This window comes from Coleofasciculus sp. B1-GNL1-01 (assembly GCF_040220235.1).
GTDB lineage: Bacteria > Cyanobacteriota > Cyanobacteriia > Cyanobacteriales > Coleofasciculaceae > Coleofasciculus.
Genome location: NZ_JAVJTO010000006.1, coordinates 86,228 through 104,060, shown reverse-complemented (window position 1 = coordinate 104,060; position 17,833 = coordinate 86,228). Strand labels below are relative to the sequence as shown.

Annotated in this window: 9 protein-coding genes; 5 read left to right on the top strand and 4 right to left on the bottom strand. The window is 44.2% G+C overall.

Annotated elements, in window-relative coordinates; genetic code table 11:
* Positions 1–160 precede the first annotated feature (160 nt).
* The 4 genes from RID53_RS01305 to alaS all read left to right on the top strand — a co-directional run bounded on the left by RID53_RS01305 (position 161) and on the right by alaS (position 10,131).
* Positions 161–2,824, top strand: a complete 2,664-nt coding sequence (locus RID53_RS01305) for a HEAT repeat domain-containing protein (protein ID WP_446386396.1) — start codon at positions 161–163, stop codon at positions 2,822–2,824.
* 3 nt (positions 2,825–2,827) lie between these two features.
* A complete protein-coding gene (locus tag RID53_RS01300; protein WP_446386395.1) occupies positions 2,828–5,599 on the top strand; it encodes a HEAT repeat domain-containing protein in 2,772 nt (923 codons plus the stop codon).
* Between the two features lie 235 nt (positions 5,600–5,834).
* Positions 5,835–7,313 (top strand): TIGR04222 domain-containing membrane protein, encoded by a 1,479-nt coding sequence (locus RID53_RS01295; RefSeq protein ID WP_446386394.1) that lies wholly within the window; start codon positions 5,835–5,837, stop codon positions 7,311–7,313.
* Positions 7,314–7,497: 184 nt separating this feature from the next.
* Positions 7,498–10,131, top strand: coding sequence for an alanine--tRNA ligase (gene alaS / locus RID53_RS01290; protein WP_446386393.1), 2,634 nt, complete (start codon positions 7,498–7,500; stop codon positions 10,129–10,131).
* Positions 10,132–10,390: 259 nt separating this feature from the next.
* Here the strand turns inward: alaS and RID53_RS01285 are convergent, their stop codons facing one another.
* From RID53_RS01285 to RID53_RS01275, 3 genes are read right to left on the bottom strand one after another with little or no spacing between them, the layout of a single operon-like run.
* On the bottom strand, positions 10,391–11,002 hold the full coding sequence (locus RID53_RS01285; RefSeq protein ID WP_446386392.1) for a hypothetical protein: 612 nt from the start codon (positions 11,000–11,002) through the stop codon (positions 10,391–10,393).
* The gene (locus RID53_RS01280) at positions 10,999–12,942 is read right to left on the bottom strand and encodes an AAA family ATPase (protein ID WP_446386391.1); all 1,944 of its coding nucleotides are present in this window, start codon (positions 12,940–12,942) and stop codon (positions 10,999–11,001) included. Before RID53_RS01280 ends, RID53_RS01285 begins: the two co-directional genes overlap by 4 nt.
* Before the next feature lie 7 nt (positions 12,943–12,949).
* Positions 12,950–13,795, bottom strand: coding sequence for a DNA-methyltransferase (locus RID53_RS01275; protein WP_446386390.1), 846 nt, complete (start codon positions 13,793–13,795; stop codon positions 12,950–12,952).
* A gap of 378 nt (positions 13,796–14,173) precedes the next feature.
* Between RID53_RS01275 and RID53_RS01270 the strand changes: the two genes are divergently transcribed.
* Positions 14,174–16,159, top strand: coding sequence for a pentapeptide repeat-containing protein (locus tag RID53_RS01270; protein ID WP_446386456.1), 1,986 nt, complete (start codon positions 14,174–14,176; stop codon positions 16,157–16,159).
* A 132-nt stretch (positions 16,160–16,291) separates the two neighbouring features.
* Here the strand turns inward: RID53_RS01270 and RID53_RS01265 are convergent, their stop codons facing one another.
* Positions 16,292–17,716, bottom strand: coding sequence for a protein adenylyltransferase SelO (locus tag RID53_RS01265; protein ID WP_446386389.1), 1,425 nt, complete (start codon positions 17,714–17,716; stop codon positions 16,292–16,294).
* Positions 17,717–17,833 lie beyond the last annotated feature (117 nt).

The window sequence follows — 17,833 nt, the reverse complement described above, 5'->3', positions numbered from 1 at the left end:
CTTAGCATTTAAAGCATTATCCGATACCATAGCTTAGTTATGGGTCATTGGTCATTGGTCATTGGTCATTTGTCCTACTCGTGCAAGCGAGAAGCAAGCCTTTGCCTGCTGCTTTCTGTCTTAGAACCTTCTGCCTTTCTGGTTCGGCACAATTTTCATTATGTTAAAAACCATTCATACAACCAAACCATTTTCTTTCTTTTTCCTTTTCTTGTTTACTCTGTTTTTGACGCTTCAGCTTGTCTTTCCTTGGGTTAGCGCTCAAGAACCCCCCAAACCTAAGCCAAAACCTTGGGAGATTAATGGGATAGTTGCGGCTCTGGATGATGGGCATGACCAGGTAAAAGAGTATGCTTTGCAGAAATTAGCTGATTACTCGAAGTTTCGCGACTTCCAAGCTGTGGTGGACGAACCCGAAGATATTGCCGAGAAAGTTGCCAATATTCTTCAAGATGAAACCGTTGACTCAGAAGTTCGTGGCGATGCGGCTGATGCATTAGGATATCTAGTAAGATATCTAGAGGAAGCAGACCCCCAATACATCTCGCAGATTATCAACTTTCTTCAAGATGAAACCATTGACTCCACAGTTCGTGTCTCGGCAGCTTATGCACTAGGACATCTAAAGGAAGCAGGTGTCCAATACATTCCACAAATTCTCACCTTTCTCCAGGATGAAACCATTGACTCAGAGATCCGTGATGAGGCGGCTTATGCATTAAGAAATCTAAGGGAATCCGCCGCCAAATATGCCCCGGAAATGGCTAAAATTATTCAGGATGAAACCTGTGATGATAACGTGCGTGGCAAGGTAGCTGAAGCATTACTCAGTCTAGGGAAAGCTAGCACTTCATACATCCCTGCTATTCTTAATTTCCTTCAGGATGAAACCGTTGATTCAGACGCTCGTCGTTGGGCGGCTGATGCATTAAGTAATCGGGAAGAAGTCGCCGTCCAATATGCCCCTGAGATTGCCAACCTCGTCCAAGATAAAACAGTTAATGCTCAGGTTCGTGTCGAGGCAACTTATGCATTACTAGATCTAGAGGAAGCAGGTGTCCAATACATCCCACAGATTCTCAACTTTTTCCAGGATGACACTGCTAATCATAACGCTCGTGAAAGAGCGGCTAGAGGACTAAGGTATCTGGGGAAAGCCAGCGCTCCATACATTCCTGAGATTTTCAACTTCCTCCAGGATGAAACCGTTAATGATGAGGTTCGTCTCTCGGCGGCTAATGTATTAGGGACTGTGGAGGAAGCCAGCGCCCCCTACATCCCTGAGATTCTTAATTTCCTCCAGAATGAAACTATTGATCATAGAGTTCGTTCCTGGGTGGCTTATCAATTAAAGAATTTGGATACAGCCGACGCCCAATACATCCCTGATATTCTCAAGTTACTCCAGGATAAAACCATTGAGCCATACGCTCGTCGTTGGGCGGCTAATGTATTAGGAAATTTGGGAGAAGTCGCTGCCCAATACGCCCCTGAGATTGCCAAGATTTTCCAGGATGAAACCGTTGATGATGAAGTTCGTGCTGAGGCGGCTGAGGCATTAATAAATATGGGGAAATTCAGCACCCCATACCTATCTGATATTTTCAAATTTATCCAGGATGATATTATTTATGATTACGTTCGTAGTGATGTGGCTGATGCATTAGGTAATCTGGGAGAAGCTAGCGATCCATACATCCCGAAAATTCTCAACATTATCCAGGATGAAACCGTTGATGTTAACGTTCGTAGTGAGGCGGTTGAAGCATTAGGTTATCTGGGGGAAGTTACTGCCCCATACATCCCTGATATTCTCAACATTATCCAAGATAAAACCGTTGACTCAGAGGTTCGTAATGCGGCGGTTGAAGCATTAGGTTATCTGGGGGAAGTTACTGCCCCATACATTCCTAAAATTAACAGTATTATCGACAACAAAACTGTTGAATCGTGGATACGTTTTGCGATTGCTAAAACCTTAAAATATCTAGGTCAAGGAGAAGCAAAATACACTTCTGATCTTGCCAAAATTATTCAGGATGAAACCGTTGACTTAGGGACTTATTACTGGGTAGCTCGGGAATTAGTCGATCTGGGAGAAGCAAGACCCACATACATTCCTGAACTCCTCAATTATCTTCAAAATGAAACTGTTCGCAACGATTCGCGTCGCTATGTGGCTATTCGCTTAGGCAATTTTGAGGAAGTTAGCAGCCAATACATTCCTGATCTTCTCAACTTACTTCAGGATGAAGCCGTTGACTTACGGGTTCGTAGTGCGGCAACTGATTTATTAAGAAAAATGGATAAAAATAGTGCTACATACATCCCTAATATTCTCACATTAATTCAGAATAAAGCAGTTGATTCATGGGTTCGTTACCGGACAGCTCAGGAATTAGTAAATATCCGAAAGCTTAAGTTAAATGAAGCTGTGATTATTATAAGCAATGCCTATGAACATATGACTTATTATTCATATTTTGAACGATGGCGGTTTCTAGCCTATTTCCTAAGTGGGAGGACTGATGAAGTAAAAACCCTGTTGAAATGGGTTGGCTTGCCTAAATCAATTCCCACTGCCCTCAACTATCAAGAGGGTAAAAAAACGCTGGAACTCTTCCTCCAAGTCTGGGACAATGCTCAGGATTTACCCCAACTGCAAAATGATTTAGCCGAAAAGATAGCCGTAGTGACTCGTCTTGTCTCTTGGAAGTCTCAGGATAGTGATGTACTCCAACGCCATTACAATAACCTCAAAGCGGGAAACTTCCCCCAAGCTGATACGGTTGAGTCAGTTATCCTCAACCTGAATGGAGAATGACAAATGACTAATCACAAAAACCCGTTTTTCTTATTCCTGTTTACCCTGTTTCTGACGCTCCTACTTGCCTTCCCTTGGGTTAGCGCTCAAGAACCGCCCAAACCTCAGCCACAATCTTGGCAGATTGATGGGATAGTCGCGGCTCTGGATGATGGGCATGACGAGGTAAAGCTGGATGCTTTGGAGCAATTAATTGCATACCAGCCTTTAGACTGGCAAACGGTGGTTGAAAAACCCGAGGATATTGCCCAGAAAGCTGCCAACTTACTCCAGGATGAAACTATTGATGTATGGGTGCGTGCCTCGGCAGCTAGAGTCTTAGGAAATCTGGGGGAAGTTGGTGTTTTATACGTTCCTGAGATTCTGAATTTCATTCAGGATCAAACCCTTGATGATGGGGCGCGTTGGAGGGCGGCTGATGGATTAAGCAATCTGGGGGAAGCCGCCGCCCCCTACACTCCTGAGATGCTCAACTTCCTCCAGAATACCACCCTTGGCTGGGGAGTTCGTGGTAGGGTAGCTGAAGCATTAGGAAATCTAGGACAAGGCGGCGTCCAATATATCCCAAAGATGCTCAACCTCCTCCAGGATGAAACCGTTGATGATGGAGTTCGTGGCTTGGTGGCTAGAGCATTATCAAATCTGGGTCAAGTTGGCGTCCCATACGCCCCTGAGATTGGCAATATTCTCCAAGATGAAACCGTTGATTTAGTCGGTCGTACCTTGGCAGCTAAAGTATTAGGGTATCTGGGGAAAGCTGGCGTAAAATATATCGCTGAAATTGCTAACGTTCTCCAGGATAAAACTGTTGATAATGGCTTTAGTGTCTCGGCAGCTAATGCGCTAAAGAATCTGGGGGAAACTGTCCCATACACCCCTGAGCTTGCTAACATTCTACAGGATAAAACCGTTGATGATAACGTTCGTGGCGGGGTGGCTGAGGCATTACTTACTTTGGGGGAAGCCACCCCGCCATACATCTCTGATATTCTCTATTTCCTCCAGGATGAAACGGTTGATAATGAGGTTCGTGTCAGAGCGGCTATCGCATTAGAGAATCTGGGGGAAAGCAGCACTCCATATATGCCTAATATTCTCAATTTCCTTCAGGATGAAACCGTTGAACCTAAGGTTCGGCGTTCGGCGGCAATAGCATTAGCAAGAAGCAATCTCGGCAAAATCGGCGTCCAATACATACCTGAGATTCTCACCTTCCTTCAGGATAAAACCATTGATTATGGGGTGCGTTACTTTGCGACTGAAATATTTACATTTGCCAATTTTGAAGAAGCTAGCGTCCCATACGTTCCTGAAATTGCTAACGTACTCCAGGATGAAACCGTTAATGATGGAGTGCGTGGATGGGCGGCTAAAAAATTATTAAACATGGGAGATGTTGGCGTTCAATATATGCATGACATTCTCAATTTTATCCAGGATGAAACCCTTAACTCTTATGTCCGTGGTCAGGTAGCTTATGCCTTAAGCAATCTAGGGGAAATCGGCGTCCAATATATACCTGACATTCTCAATTTTCTCCAGAATGAAACCGTTGATTCATCGGTGCGTGGTCAGGCAGCTTATGCCTTAAGCAAGCTAGGGGAAATCGGCGTCCAATACATCCCTGAGATTTTCAACTTCCTCCAGGATGAAACTGTTGATCCTAAGGTTCGTGCCAAAGCGGCTGATATACTAGAGAAGTTAGCGGAAGTTGGTGTCCAGTACATCCCTGAGATTGCCCATATCCTCCAGGATAAAACGGTTGACTCATCTGTGCGTGGTCAGGCAGCTTATGCATTAAGCAATCTCGGCAAAATCAGCGTCCAATATATGCCTGAAATTCTCAACTTCCTCCAGGATGAAACTGTTGACTCATCGGTTCGTGGTGACGTAGCTGATGCCTTAAGCAATCTAGGAAAAATCAGCGTCCAATACATCCCTGAGATTCTCAACTTCCTCCAGGATGAAACTGTTGATCCTAAGGTTCGGATCAAGGCGGCTGATATATTAGAGAAGTTAGCGGAAGTTGGTATCCAGTACATCCCTGAAATTGCTAATATTCTCCAGAATGAAACCGTTGACTCAGACATTCGCCGCTTGGCGGCTAGAACATTAGTCAATTTGGGGGAAGTCAGCGCCCCATACATCTCTGATATTCTCAATTTCCTCCAAGATGAAACTGTAAATTCATATTTTCATGTTAGGACGGCTAGGGCATTAGCTAATCTCCGAAAATTGGAGTTGAATGAGGTTGTTGTTATCCTGGATAATGTCTATGAACCCAATCAGTTGAAACTTGAAGGTTTTGAACGATGGCGATTTTTAACCTATTTCCTAAGTGGGGGGACTGATGAAGTAAAAACCCTGTTGAAATGGGTTGGCTTGCCTAAATCAATTCCCACTGCCCTCAACTATCAAGAGGGTAAAAAAACACTGCAACTCTTCCTCCAAGTCTGGAACAATGCTCAGGATTTACCTCAACTGCAAAATGATTTAGCCGAAAAGATAGCCGTAGTGACTCGTCTTGTCTCTTGGAAGTCTCAGGATAGTGATGTACTCCAACGCCATTACAATAACCTTAAAGCGGGAAACTTCCCTCAAGCTAATACTGTGGAATCAGTTATCCAGGATTTGCACTCCACGAAAAGAGGAGTGAAGATAAGCCCTCTTGAAAAGGAAATCGCGGAACCAATAGAGGACGCCACAGAACGCAGAAATCAGGATAAGAACCAAAACCCTGCAACAACCGATAACAAGTATAAAAATGGAGCATGATTGAAGATTAGCAAAGAATAAGTATTTGTATTGAGAAGAATATCGCTATAGCGTTTTCATTTGGGTCGTGAACACAGGAACCTGGTAAAAAGGCAATGGGCAATGGGCAATAGGCAATAGGGGAAAGAGATACAGGGTTTTTAAGTAATCTAAGAAAAGATCTCCTAGGTTTACAACTCATTTACAAATGCTATATAATCAGTCAACAAAACCTATGAATAGCCAGTTTAGAACAATGGACTCTCCACAAACAGAGTTATACAAAAGAATTCAGGCGTTTTCATTGGATCAGTTAGATGATCAATTATCGTTCAGCAAACGGTTGGCAAAGGATAACCGCTGGTCATTAGACTATACTCAGAGAGTAATTGAGGAATACAAGAAGTTTACCTTTCTCGCTGTTGCCGCAGGACATCCAGTCGCGCCATCGGAACAGGTTGATCAAGTTTGGCACTTACATCTGAGTTATACGCGATCATACTGGCAAGAGTTTTGCCCAAAAATATTACAAACTCCATTGCATCACGAGCCAAGTCGCGGCGGTTCATCGGAGCAGTTGAAGTTTGAAGACTTGTATAGTAGGACATTAGAAAGTTACAAACACTTTTTTGGGCAGATTCCTCCCATCGATATTTGGTCTGATCCCAAAGACCGATTTGGGCGCGATTTACAGGTTGTTCGGGTGAATACCCAGCACAACTGGATTGTGCCTAAGCTATCTTTAAATTGGCTACCCAAACGGCAACACCAACACACCGCCATCCTCTTCCTTTTGTTTATTTTGGCATCAGTTGTCACGGGTTGCCAAATTGTTTACACAATTCCCAATCCCTTAAACTTCACAGGTTCGGAATTTTTGATTTTCTACTTCCTGTTATCCATTGGTGTTGTATTCATCGCTTTCCGCCTCCAAGTTTATCTGCGACTACCGGGTGGCAATCTAGTAGAAAAACCCGTATCTCTTAATCCTTACGAAGTAGCTTATCTGGCTGAAGGTAAAAATCGGGTTGTGGATACGGCGATCGCTAGTCTTGTCCAAAAGGAATATGTAACCGTACAGCCAGAACAACGAACCTTGACATTGGTGGGAACTGTAGAAGTATTGTCTCATCCTGTAGAGCAAGCCGTTGCCAACGCTATTACGTCAGATGGCTGTCATATTGATCGGGTTCGGATACAGGCGACTCAAACAATAGATGTAATAATCGAGGAAATTAAAAATCGATTACACCAACTTGAACTCTTAATCAGCCAGGAGCAATTATTTAAAGTCCAAGTTTATCCAACCCTTTTAATCGTTGCCCTGTTAGGATTAGGCATGGCAAAAATAGGCGTCGGTATTTATCGAGGAAAATCGGTGGGGTTTTTAGTTATCATGTGTCTTATTATAAGTCTCATGATTTCATGTTTAGCGGAGACTCCAAAACATCGTAGTCGCTATGGTGATCAAGTATTACATGATCTTCGTAGCCGTATCCCCTTAAACGTTTTAAGTCCTGAAGATTCTCAACTCGCTCTAGCATTTGCGATTTGGGGGAATAAAGTTTTACGACACGATTTGTTGGCTGATTTAAAGATGGTATTCACTTCAGTATCTAGGAGTAAAGTGAGTAGTAATCGTGGTAGTGGCGTTGGTTGCGGGGGTGGTGGCGGCGGCGGTTGCGGGGGCGGTGGTGGCGGCGGTTGCGGCGGTTGCGGCGGTGGTGGCTGTTAATCGCCTATCTATTCGGTAAGGGGTAGTTAACCCGGATTTGGTATGAGAACCAAAAATCCTGCAACAATCGATAACAAGTGTAAAAATGGATCACGATCGCACTGATCAACCTCGTTATTTCTAGGATGGGTGAGTCTAACGTCCAAAATCCTACCAATCCATTCCTAGCCTTGAGTGAAACACCATGCCCAAATCTCCCAAATCCCTCAGCGGGAACCAAATCCGACAAAAGTTCCTAGACTTCTACGACAAACGGCAACACCAAGTTTTGCCGTCGGCTTCCTTAGTCCCGGACGATCCCACTGTGTTACTCACCATCGCCGGGATGTTACCCTTTAAACCGATATTCCTGGGACAGCGCCAGTCGGACTTTTCCCGCGCCACCACGTCGCAAAAATGTCTCCGCACCAATGATATTGAAAATGTGGGGCGCACGGCGCGACACCATACTTTCTTTGAAATGCTGGGCAATTTTAGCTTTGGCGACTATTTTAAAGAACAAGCGATCGCCTGGGCATGGGAGTTATCGACGAACGTCTTTGAATTGCCCCCAGAACGCCTGATCGTGAGTGTGTTTCGAGAGGATGACGAAGCCTTTGCCATCTGGCGGGATAAAATTGGTATCCCGGCTCATCGTATCCAGCGGATGGGCGAAGAAGATAACTTCTGGGCATCGGGTCCGACAGGTCCTTGTGGTCCTTGTTCAGAACTCTATTACGACTTCCACCCGGAAAAAGGAGACAAGGATATCGATTTAGAAGATGACACCCGGTTTATTGAGTACTATAACCTGGTGTTCATGCAATACAACCGGGATGCAGACGGGAATCTTACCCCCCTACAGAACAAAAATATTGACACCGGATTGGGATTAGAACGGATGGCGCAAATCCTCCAGCAGGTTCCCAATAACTACGAAACGGATCTGATTTTCCCGATTATCAAGACGGCGGCTGAGATTGCTGGCGTTGATTACGCCAAGAGTGACGAGAAGACAAAAGTCTCTCTAAAAGTGATTGGGGATCACATTCGCGCTGTAGTTCATCTGATTGCTGATGGAATTACCGCCTCGAATATTGGACGCGGCTATATCCTGCGCCGTTTAATCCGGCGAGTGGTACGCCATGGGCGATTAATTGGCATTCAAGGGGAGTTTACCACCCAAGTCGCTGAAACCGCGATCGCACTGGCTGAAGACACCTATCCGAATGTGCGGGAACGGAATGATGCGATTCAAGCCGAATTGCAACGAGAAGAATCGCAATTCCGCAAAACCCTCGCACGCGGCGAGAAGTTATTGGCAGATATTCTGGCGCAAAAGCCTGATCTTATTTCCGGACGGGATGCGTTTACCCTCTATGATACCCATGGTTTCCCCTTAGAATTAACCCAAGAAATTGCCGAAGAACATGGGTTAACGGTGGACATTGCTGGCTATGAAGCGGCGATGAAAGAACAGCAAGAAAACTCTCAAGCCGCCCACGAAACTGTTGATTTATTGGCACAAGGAAATCTGGATGAAATGACATCTGGAGTGGCGGCGACCGAATTTTTAGGATATACCGTACCTGCCACTACCGCCCAAGTGATGGCGCTAGTTGCAAATGGCGAGTCGGTTGAATCAGCCCAGACGGGGACTGAGGTGCAAGTTGTTCTCGACCAAACCCCATTCTATGCCGAATCGGGGGGACAAATTGGCGATCGCGGCTATTTATCCGGCGATAATTTAGTAGTACGGATTGAAGATGTCAAAAAAGAATCCGACTTCTTTGTCCATTTTGGTCGCGTGGAACGGGGAACCCTAAACCTAGGGGATACCGTTACCGCCCAAATTGACCGCGCTTGTCGCCGTCGCGCCCAAGCTAATCATACGGCTACCCATTTATTACAAGCGGCGCTGAAAAAGATTGTTGATCCGTCTATTTCCCAAGCGGGTTCTTTAGTCGCCTTTGATCGGCTGCGGTTTGACTTCAATTGTTCCCGTTCCCTGACAGCAGAGGAATTGGTACAAATTGAGGAGCAAATTAATACCTGGATAGCTGAGGCACACGGCGCAGATGTGGCAATAATGCCCCTGACAGACGCCAAGGCAAAAGGTGCGATCGCGATGTTTGGCGAAAAGTACGCTTCGGAGGTACGAGTGATTGATTTCCCCGGTGTTTCTATGGAACTCTGTGGCGGAACTCATGTGAATAATACCGCTGAAATTGGTGTGTTTAAAATTGTCTCTGAAACGGGCGTCGCGTCTGGGATTCGGCGTATCGAAGCCGTAGCAGGTCCTGCGGTATTGGATTATTTGAATCTGCGGGATAAAGTGGTCAAAGAATTAGGCGATCGCTTTAAGGCAAAACCCGAAGAAATCCCTGATCGAATTACCAATCTCCAGAACGAACTCAAAGCCTCTCAGAAAGAATTAGACGCCGTGAAACAAGAATTGGCATTAGCCAAATCGGATCAGGTATTGAGTCAAGCTGAATCCGTGGGTGAGTTCAAAGTTTTAGTGGCAAATCTGGGAGACATTGAACCCGACGCCCTGAAAACCGCAGCGGAACGACTCCAACAGAAACTGGGAGACAGTGCGGTTGTTTTAGGTTCGGTTCCCACAGAAGGAAAAGTTAGTTTAGTGGCGGCGTTTAGTGCCAAAGTTCACAAAGACAAGCAACTACAAGCTGGTAAATTTATTGGTGGAATTGCCAAACTTTGCGGCGGTGGCGGTGGGGGACGCCCCAATTTAGCCCAAGCTGGGGGACGAGATTCCAGTAAGCTACCGGAAGCCTTGGATACGGCAAAACGCCAATTAATTGAACAGTTGCAATAATTTTGTGTAGTCATATCCCCGAAGTCTTAGATGCGTCGGGGATTTCCTTTTCAATGCTGTTGGGTATTACGATTAGTGAACGTGACTTTGCTTGAGGAAACAATTGATGCGTTGACCTTTCTCAAACGCGAAATACGGGTCTATAGGCTGGCACATTTTTCCATTATAAAAATTATCCCCCAAAACCGAAACCTTGTCAAGCGATCACACCGCTCATCTTGGCTACAGATGAAACTGTCAGTTGTCCAACAAAAGTCACTCAACTGACTGACATGATAGACGCGATTGAGCCAATAAGATTTTGACGTTCTAACTCAGAAGCAATAAATGGAGCAACCTCTTGCAAAAACTCAAAAGGAAATTTATTCTCACAATATTTCATCAGCCAATAAAATCTAGAATTTATAGTTTCCTCTTTATTTAACTGTAAACGCTGAATAGTACTCTCAACTTTACTTCTAATCGATGGTTCTAGATTTAAACCCGGTTTGATGATCAAAGAAGGAAAATTTAAGGTAAACCATCTATACTGAATCTGGAAGGGGTCTAAAACATCTTGAAAGTCTTTCTTTCTGGCATTCATCTTTAAACAGGAAAGGCGGAAATTGCTCCACTCGTAGGCTAACTCCGGTTTAAAGGCTTTTGGAATAAAATGATCAACGGTGGGACTTCCTTCAGTTTCGGGAATCCATTGGGCAGAGTAAGCACAAACGCCGTTATAAGCTTTATAGAGATCCTTCAGAGAATTTCTCCAATATTCCCGATTGTCCCAATTTTTTGGGCAAGGGACTTGTTGTAAGAAATTCCTCCCTTTTGCTCTAACTTTGCGTTCAAAATCTATGGGTTCAGGTTTTTCTTGAACAGGAATCACAACGATGCTCCATGTTGTCTTGCAAAAAATAGCCACCGAGACCAGAATTCATCATCCTCGGCTAAGTATTTTCTCAGTTTATCTGAAACCTTCTGTACATCCTGTGAACTCGGATTCTCAGCTTCTTGTAGTGCTTTTGCGGCTTGTATAACCTGCTCTCCTTCAATAGAACGAGGTTGTCTAAGACCAAAAACATCTGATGTAAGCCAAGCATCAATGCGCCCTTGACGGATGAAAGGTAATTGAACCAAATCTACTTCGTTAGTATTTAAGCCACTCTTGGCAAGATCTAGACGGAATAACTTATCTAATTTTTCATCGAATCTCGATTCCACAGATGCCATAATCATGGGAGAGTGGGTAGCAACCATCAGTTGCACTTGTAAGTCAGTAGCTAAATCTTCCCTAACATCCAATAAAGCTGATAAAATCACCCTTTGCCATTGCGGATGGAGGTGAGCTTCTAACTCATCAATTAAAATCACCATCTTTTTCTGTGGTTTTTTGCGAATCAGCTTGGATTGAATTTTATGTTCTTCCCATGCCCAGATAATTAGGTAGGCAAGTGTGATGACACGACGAACACCTGCTGAAGTATAAACGATAGGAACCGTGCCATAAGAATGCTCAATCGTTGGTATAGATCTAACATCGTAAGGAATTCTGACAGGTTCTCCTGGTTTGAAAATTCCCAAATCACTTTGTAAGGGGGGAGATAATCGTTTTAGCACTTTTTCAAGCGTATTGAATGGAGAATTTTGAGGTCTACTTTGCCATTGAATCCAATCTTGAAGTAAACCATTTATAAATGTAGTTTTTCGACCTCCAACTTCAATATCGCGCCCACCCCAAACTTCATCTTTAGTAAAAACAAATGGACGTGGAGTTGTATCACTATCTCCAAGTTCTTGAATCGCTAGATATTCTTTAGCTGGGTCCCACACTGCAAAAGAGCCATCGACTTTCGCATACACGAGTAGACCAGGAATAGTAGGTCGCTTCTTAGGCGGTTTCCAGCTTTGAGTTTGCCAATCGTAAGAGACTCTTATAGTTTCGGACTCAAAATCTCCAGAGATTTTAAATCCTATGACGGGTTTGTTTTTTTTAGCATTTGGCGTTGGCGTAGGATATGCCTGCAATCCTGCCCATTTACCCGTTAAAGCCCACCACGCACAATCAAGCAGAAACGTTTTTCCTAGACCATTGTCTCCAGTGATCAACGAAAGCCTTTTGCCGGGTTGAAAGATTAATCGTTTCGCTGGTCCTACTCCTTGGATTTCTAAAAGGTGTAGCGTTCCACCTTCTTCTGGATCAGAGTCAGGTGGTTTACCAATAATCACCTGTAAATCTCTTGAAGATATTTTTTTATCTTGAAACAGCTTATCTAGTACAGTATCGTCAGGGATAGAAGCATCAAAAAGTAACTCTTTCTCATTATCTGTGATAAAAAAATCTGCAAAGAAAATATCAACGATATCTTTAGCTGTTGCATCTGAAGACCATTTTTTTTCTCTATATAACCATACAGCTAAATGAAAAGTTGGAATTAAACCCTCTCTTGTTCGAGTTAAATGTTCGTGAAGCACTTGTACATAATTCGATTGCCATCCCCAGATATTAGTATTTTTATCATGAATAAATGCATTAGATAAATCCCCTCTTGTCCTTGTACTCTGAGAGCCTGAGCTAGCATAATTTGGTGAAAGCCAACGATTGCTTGGATTAGAAGTTTTGAAGACTTGGTAAGGGTGTTTAGACGTTGGTTCCGGTTTGAAGTATTCATTGAGGAACTCCGTCTCCCTTGCATTGATGGAAAATTGAATGGTATCACCAACTGGTAAATGAGCTTTTTTACACACTAGAAATGTGATCCCATAAAAGGGATGAAGAGACTTGAGAGGCTCAAGAGATTTTTTGATTTGTTTTACTGTGAGAAACATATAGCCCTCAGAGACCACATAACATACTAACCATGTAACTACAAAACTCAGGGTTTAAATCTATTCCAGTAGCAGATATTCCTGATTGTAGCGCTACTCTCAGAGTGGTTCCACCTCCAGCAAATGGATCTAGCACAATCCCATCTGCTGGACATCCAATATCAAGACATCTTTGCACTAACTCATCAGGGAATGGTGCCGTGTAGATGCCATTAGTTGGTTTAGGACGTGCAGCAATTGTCCACATATCTTCCTCTTCTTCTTTTTCAAGCATTGAACGATTGAAATAATAACGTCTATTTTTAGCAAACATAAAAACATATTCATAGCTACGTCGAGGTCTATCTTTAACGGATTCAGGAAGACAATGTTTTCGATGCCAAATAATAGGACTGCGTAGAACCCAACCTCGCATTGTCATTTCAATAGCAACCCGCCAAGGCATCCCAATAATTGTTTTGGGTTGCAGCCCAATTCCTAAACCACCGCTTTTATCAACCGCTCTTAAACCAAATCGACGTTTACTGCTTTTGCGATCCCTTCCTTGAGATTTTCCTTTACCTGAATAATAGGTATCACCTAAGTTGAGGAAAAGGACACCATCATCCTTCAGTACCCGCTTTACTTCATCCATGACAGAGGCAATGGCACTGACATAGCCTTCAACGCTTGTCTCTTGTCCAATTTGTTCCTCAACCCCATAATCACGTAACCAGTAGTACGGAGGAGATGTGATCACACAATTAAAATGATTACTTGGCAAATCCAATAGAACCGAGTGAGCGTCTCCTTGAAAAACACTCCATAAAATTCCATTTTTTGTTACATTACTCCATTTATCTAACCAAGGCATAAGGTAAAAATTATAGCCTAGCCTGATTAGTATAGTCAAGTTTACCTCGCGAATCAAAGTGAAAGCAAAATACTATAGGCGACTTGATGCCCTTAGCGATCGCAGATGTTTGAGCCGGACAGCAATCGCCCCATCAAAGCCAGACAAATCGGTTCTTCTGTACGGAAGCCCCGAACTTTTGCGATCCGCTCAAACTAAACTTCAGCAACTTCAGCCGTAAAAACTCATTTGTCCTTTGTCAGGATTTGAGGCTAATGTACAAGTTTAACATTGTCACGTTAAACTGCCTTTGATTGAAACCCAAAGCGCGAGTGCTTGGCAGGTGTCGGGGCTTATCCCAGTAAAATAATTGAACGAACCTCTAACGATGCGATCGCCTTGAAGCCAATTAAATTCTTACACCCTTTCCCCAAGCGACTCCTGGGATTCCTACTTACGTTTTTTCTCCTCCTCATCCCCCTCCCCGCCTTCGCCGCCACTCCAGAACGTCAACCGTTAACCCTGGAACTCCTAGAAGAACGCCTAGAATCCCCGATTCAAAGCGAAGGCATTTCTACGATTGATCTGCGCCAGTTTGTTATTGATTTAACCAACGAGAATACAGACTTTCGGGATCATTTTTACCAACACCTGCAAAGCAAGCTGACTCGTTCTCAAACTCCTCTCGCTTTAGACTTGAGTGAATCCTTGATTCAAGGAGAGTTTACGGCTAGCAAATTAGGCTTGCAAACCGCCCTCTCCCAAGCCACGTTGCCTTCCCTGTTAACTGACCAGGAACAAGAAAAATTAGCAAAAGATTCTCGCTTCATCACCGAATCCAGTGACCAAGTTCCCTCGGTTACAGTCTTTCGGGGGACTCTCAAGCTGAATCAAACTCGTCTAAGCGGTGCAATTAATTTCGCCAATACCTTCTTTCTGCAACGCTTAGAAGTCTCTGAGGCTGTGTTTATCCAGGAAGTCGATTGGTCAGGGAGTAGTTTTAGCCAATCTGTTGATTTTAGTAACACTACGTTTGGTCGAGATATTAACTTCAGCGGTGATACCTTCTTTGATAAGGCTGGGTTTACTCAGGTGGAGTTTAAAGGTATAGCCAATTTTAGTCGGTCTACGTTTCATGGGAATGGGAATTTTAGTCAGGCAGAATTTGTCCAGCTTGCCAATTTTACCGGAAGCCAATGGCTAGAAGATGCCGATTTTTCCCAAGTGATTTGGCGCGATCGCACGTTGTTGAGTAAGAGTCGGTTTACTCAGTCGTTGTTACTCACCGAGGCGACGTGGGAAAAATCCACTAGCTTCCGGGGAAGCCAGTTCCAGCAACCGATTTTAATGCGGGATGCGAGTCTACTTGACCAAATGGATTTTAGTAATACCCGCTTTTCTCCCAATGCTTATGTTAAAGTCGCTGGGATGACCTTTGACTCAGACGAAGCTAAAATTTTTGGTGATGCGGGTCATGTGGGACAAATCCTATCCGTTCCCAAACTCGAAGGAAATGAAGATGTACTGCGAAATTTAGTCCGCAACTTTCGCGAACAAGAACAAATTCCTGATGCGAATTCCTTAGATTATCTTCGGGAACGATTGCGACGGGAACAACTGTGGGGACGTTTACTGGGTAGCATTCTCCAATTAATGGGTCGCGAGGATATCAATCTGCGATCGCGCCATTGGCTAATCGATGGGTTACACTGGGCGGGATTGAGTTTACTGCTGCTATTAAGTGCCGATGGTACCAGTTTTGGCTTAGTTTTCGGCGTGGGAATGATCGCGATCGCCTATTTTGGGTTGCTGTTTTGGTTGCTTGACCGTTGGCGGCGACGTTACCCTAAACCGATTCTACCCACCTCTCTAGAAACAGTGTACATGGTGGGGAGTGGGGCAGCGGCTACTGTGGGCGGTGCGATCGCGATTTTTCAAACCAGTGAACAACCCTGGCTGACGCTATTGTGTTTGGCGGGACTTCTGTTTCCGATACCCCTATTGCTGGTGTGGCAACTGTATCGGCAAGGGCGTTATCATGATATGCTCAATGTCACCTATTTTGTCGAAGATGGGGGGATGCGGCAATTACGCCTCCTGATTGGACGCCTCCCGGTTATGCCTCGATTTGGCTTTTTCCGCGATCGCTATATGCCGATTCTTTGGGATCGTCGCTGGAATTGGCTGAATTATTATGACTTTAGTTTTAATAATTTGCTTAAGTTTGGATTTAATGATATTCGCCTGAGAGAGGAACATGTTCCCGGTATTATTAGTACATTGGCGTGGTATCAGTGGGGTTTAGGTCTTGCTTATATTGCCCTGTTATTATGGACACTTTCTCGGACTATTCCTGGGCTGAATTTACTGATTTATTTGAAATAATAACACTGATTTCAGACCTTACATAAACGTAGCTTGCTTCTCGCGATATCGAGTATGACGAATGAAAAATGACAAATGACAAATGACGAATGACGAATGACGAATGACAAATGACGAATGACAAATATAAGATTATTTTTTTTCTTGTAAGCGTCTCACCAACTCATCAAACGGTTGCCAATTATCGTCGCGATCAATAGCTGCCCAAACCTCTTCAATAACAGGTCGTAGCAATGCAGTTTTCGGATTCTTCTCCTGTAACCGATCAGCCATTTTCGCCAACTCATCCGTTGACAAATCCTGCAAAATATGATGATATAATTCGCGCCAATTGGCTAACAACACTTGCTGTTCAGCCGACTGGCAAAACGAGACCTGATCAAAAATTTGTGAGACATCATCGCGCCAACTAGGGTGAAACTGCTGGGTTAATTCGGTGAAGAAAGCATGATATCCTACCTGAGTTTCCTTTAACAACTCAATCGTCCTCCTCAATAACTCATTCCCTTGGGGTTCATTCACTTGCTCAAATCCCAGCTTATTTAGCATCAACTGCCGATAAGCCTGATAATAGTGTTCCTCATAAGCCGCTAACCCAGCTTCCATATCAGCAACCGGAATCACCATGCCTAACGGTTGCTGTAACATTTCCAAATTCAACCGACAAATGCTCGGTTGATTGCCATAACAATAGCGTCCGTAATAGTCGAAATACGCTGCTGTAAACACAGGATTATAGGTGGGGATAAACGCATAAGGACCATAATCAAAACTTTCCCCCGTAATTGACATATTATCGGTATTTAAAACAGCATGACAAAAGCCTGCTGCCATCCATTGAGCCACTAACTCTGCCACTCGTTTGACTAACTCGGCGTAAAATTGGCGATATTGCTCAACTCTATCCTGCTGTTGCAACAGATGCGGGTAATAATAATCAATGACATGATCGAGCAGCATTTTAATTAAATCCCGACGCTTAAAATAGCGCAACCGTTCAAACGTGCCAAACCGGATATGAGAACGACTCATCCGTACCATCACCGATGAACGAGTGGGCGACGGTTCATCCCCTCGCCACAAATGTTCCCCGGTTTCAATCAAACTTAAACAGCGAGAGGTACGCACACCCAAACCATGCAACGCTTCCGCCGCCAGGACTTCCCGTACTCCACCTTTGAGGGTCAATCGACCATCCGCACCCCTAGAATAGGGAGTTGTCCCGGAACCTTTCGTGCCAAAATCATACAGTTCGCCATCAGTTCCCCGCACCTGACCAAAGAGAAACCCGCGACCATCTCCTAATCTGGAATTATATTCGCCAAACTGATACCCGTGATAGCGTAGTGCTAAAAAGGGTCGTATGCCGACAAACTGACCAAACGCCTGGATAAAATCCGCATCTGTCACCCTTTGCGGGTCTAACCCTAAAATTGGCAGCAGTTGGTCATTACGGAACCGCAGGTGATGACAAGGGAATTCAGCGGCGGCGACTTCATCAAAATAGTCATAGCCGAGGGATTCTAAGGCTCTTTCGTATTCCAGGGAGAGAAACATATTGATATTGGTTATGGAGCATTGGTCATTTTTCTATACTAAATGTAAGGAGTTACTCCAGCCTTGTCTTCTTAGCCTTCCAGGTTCTGCCTAGGAAGGGGGAACCAAGACTAATTA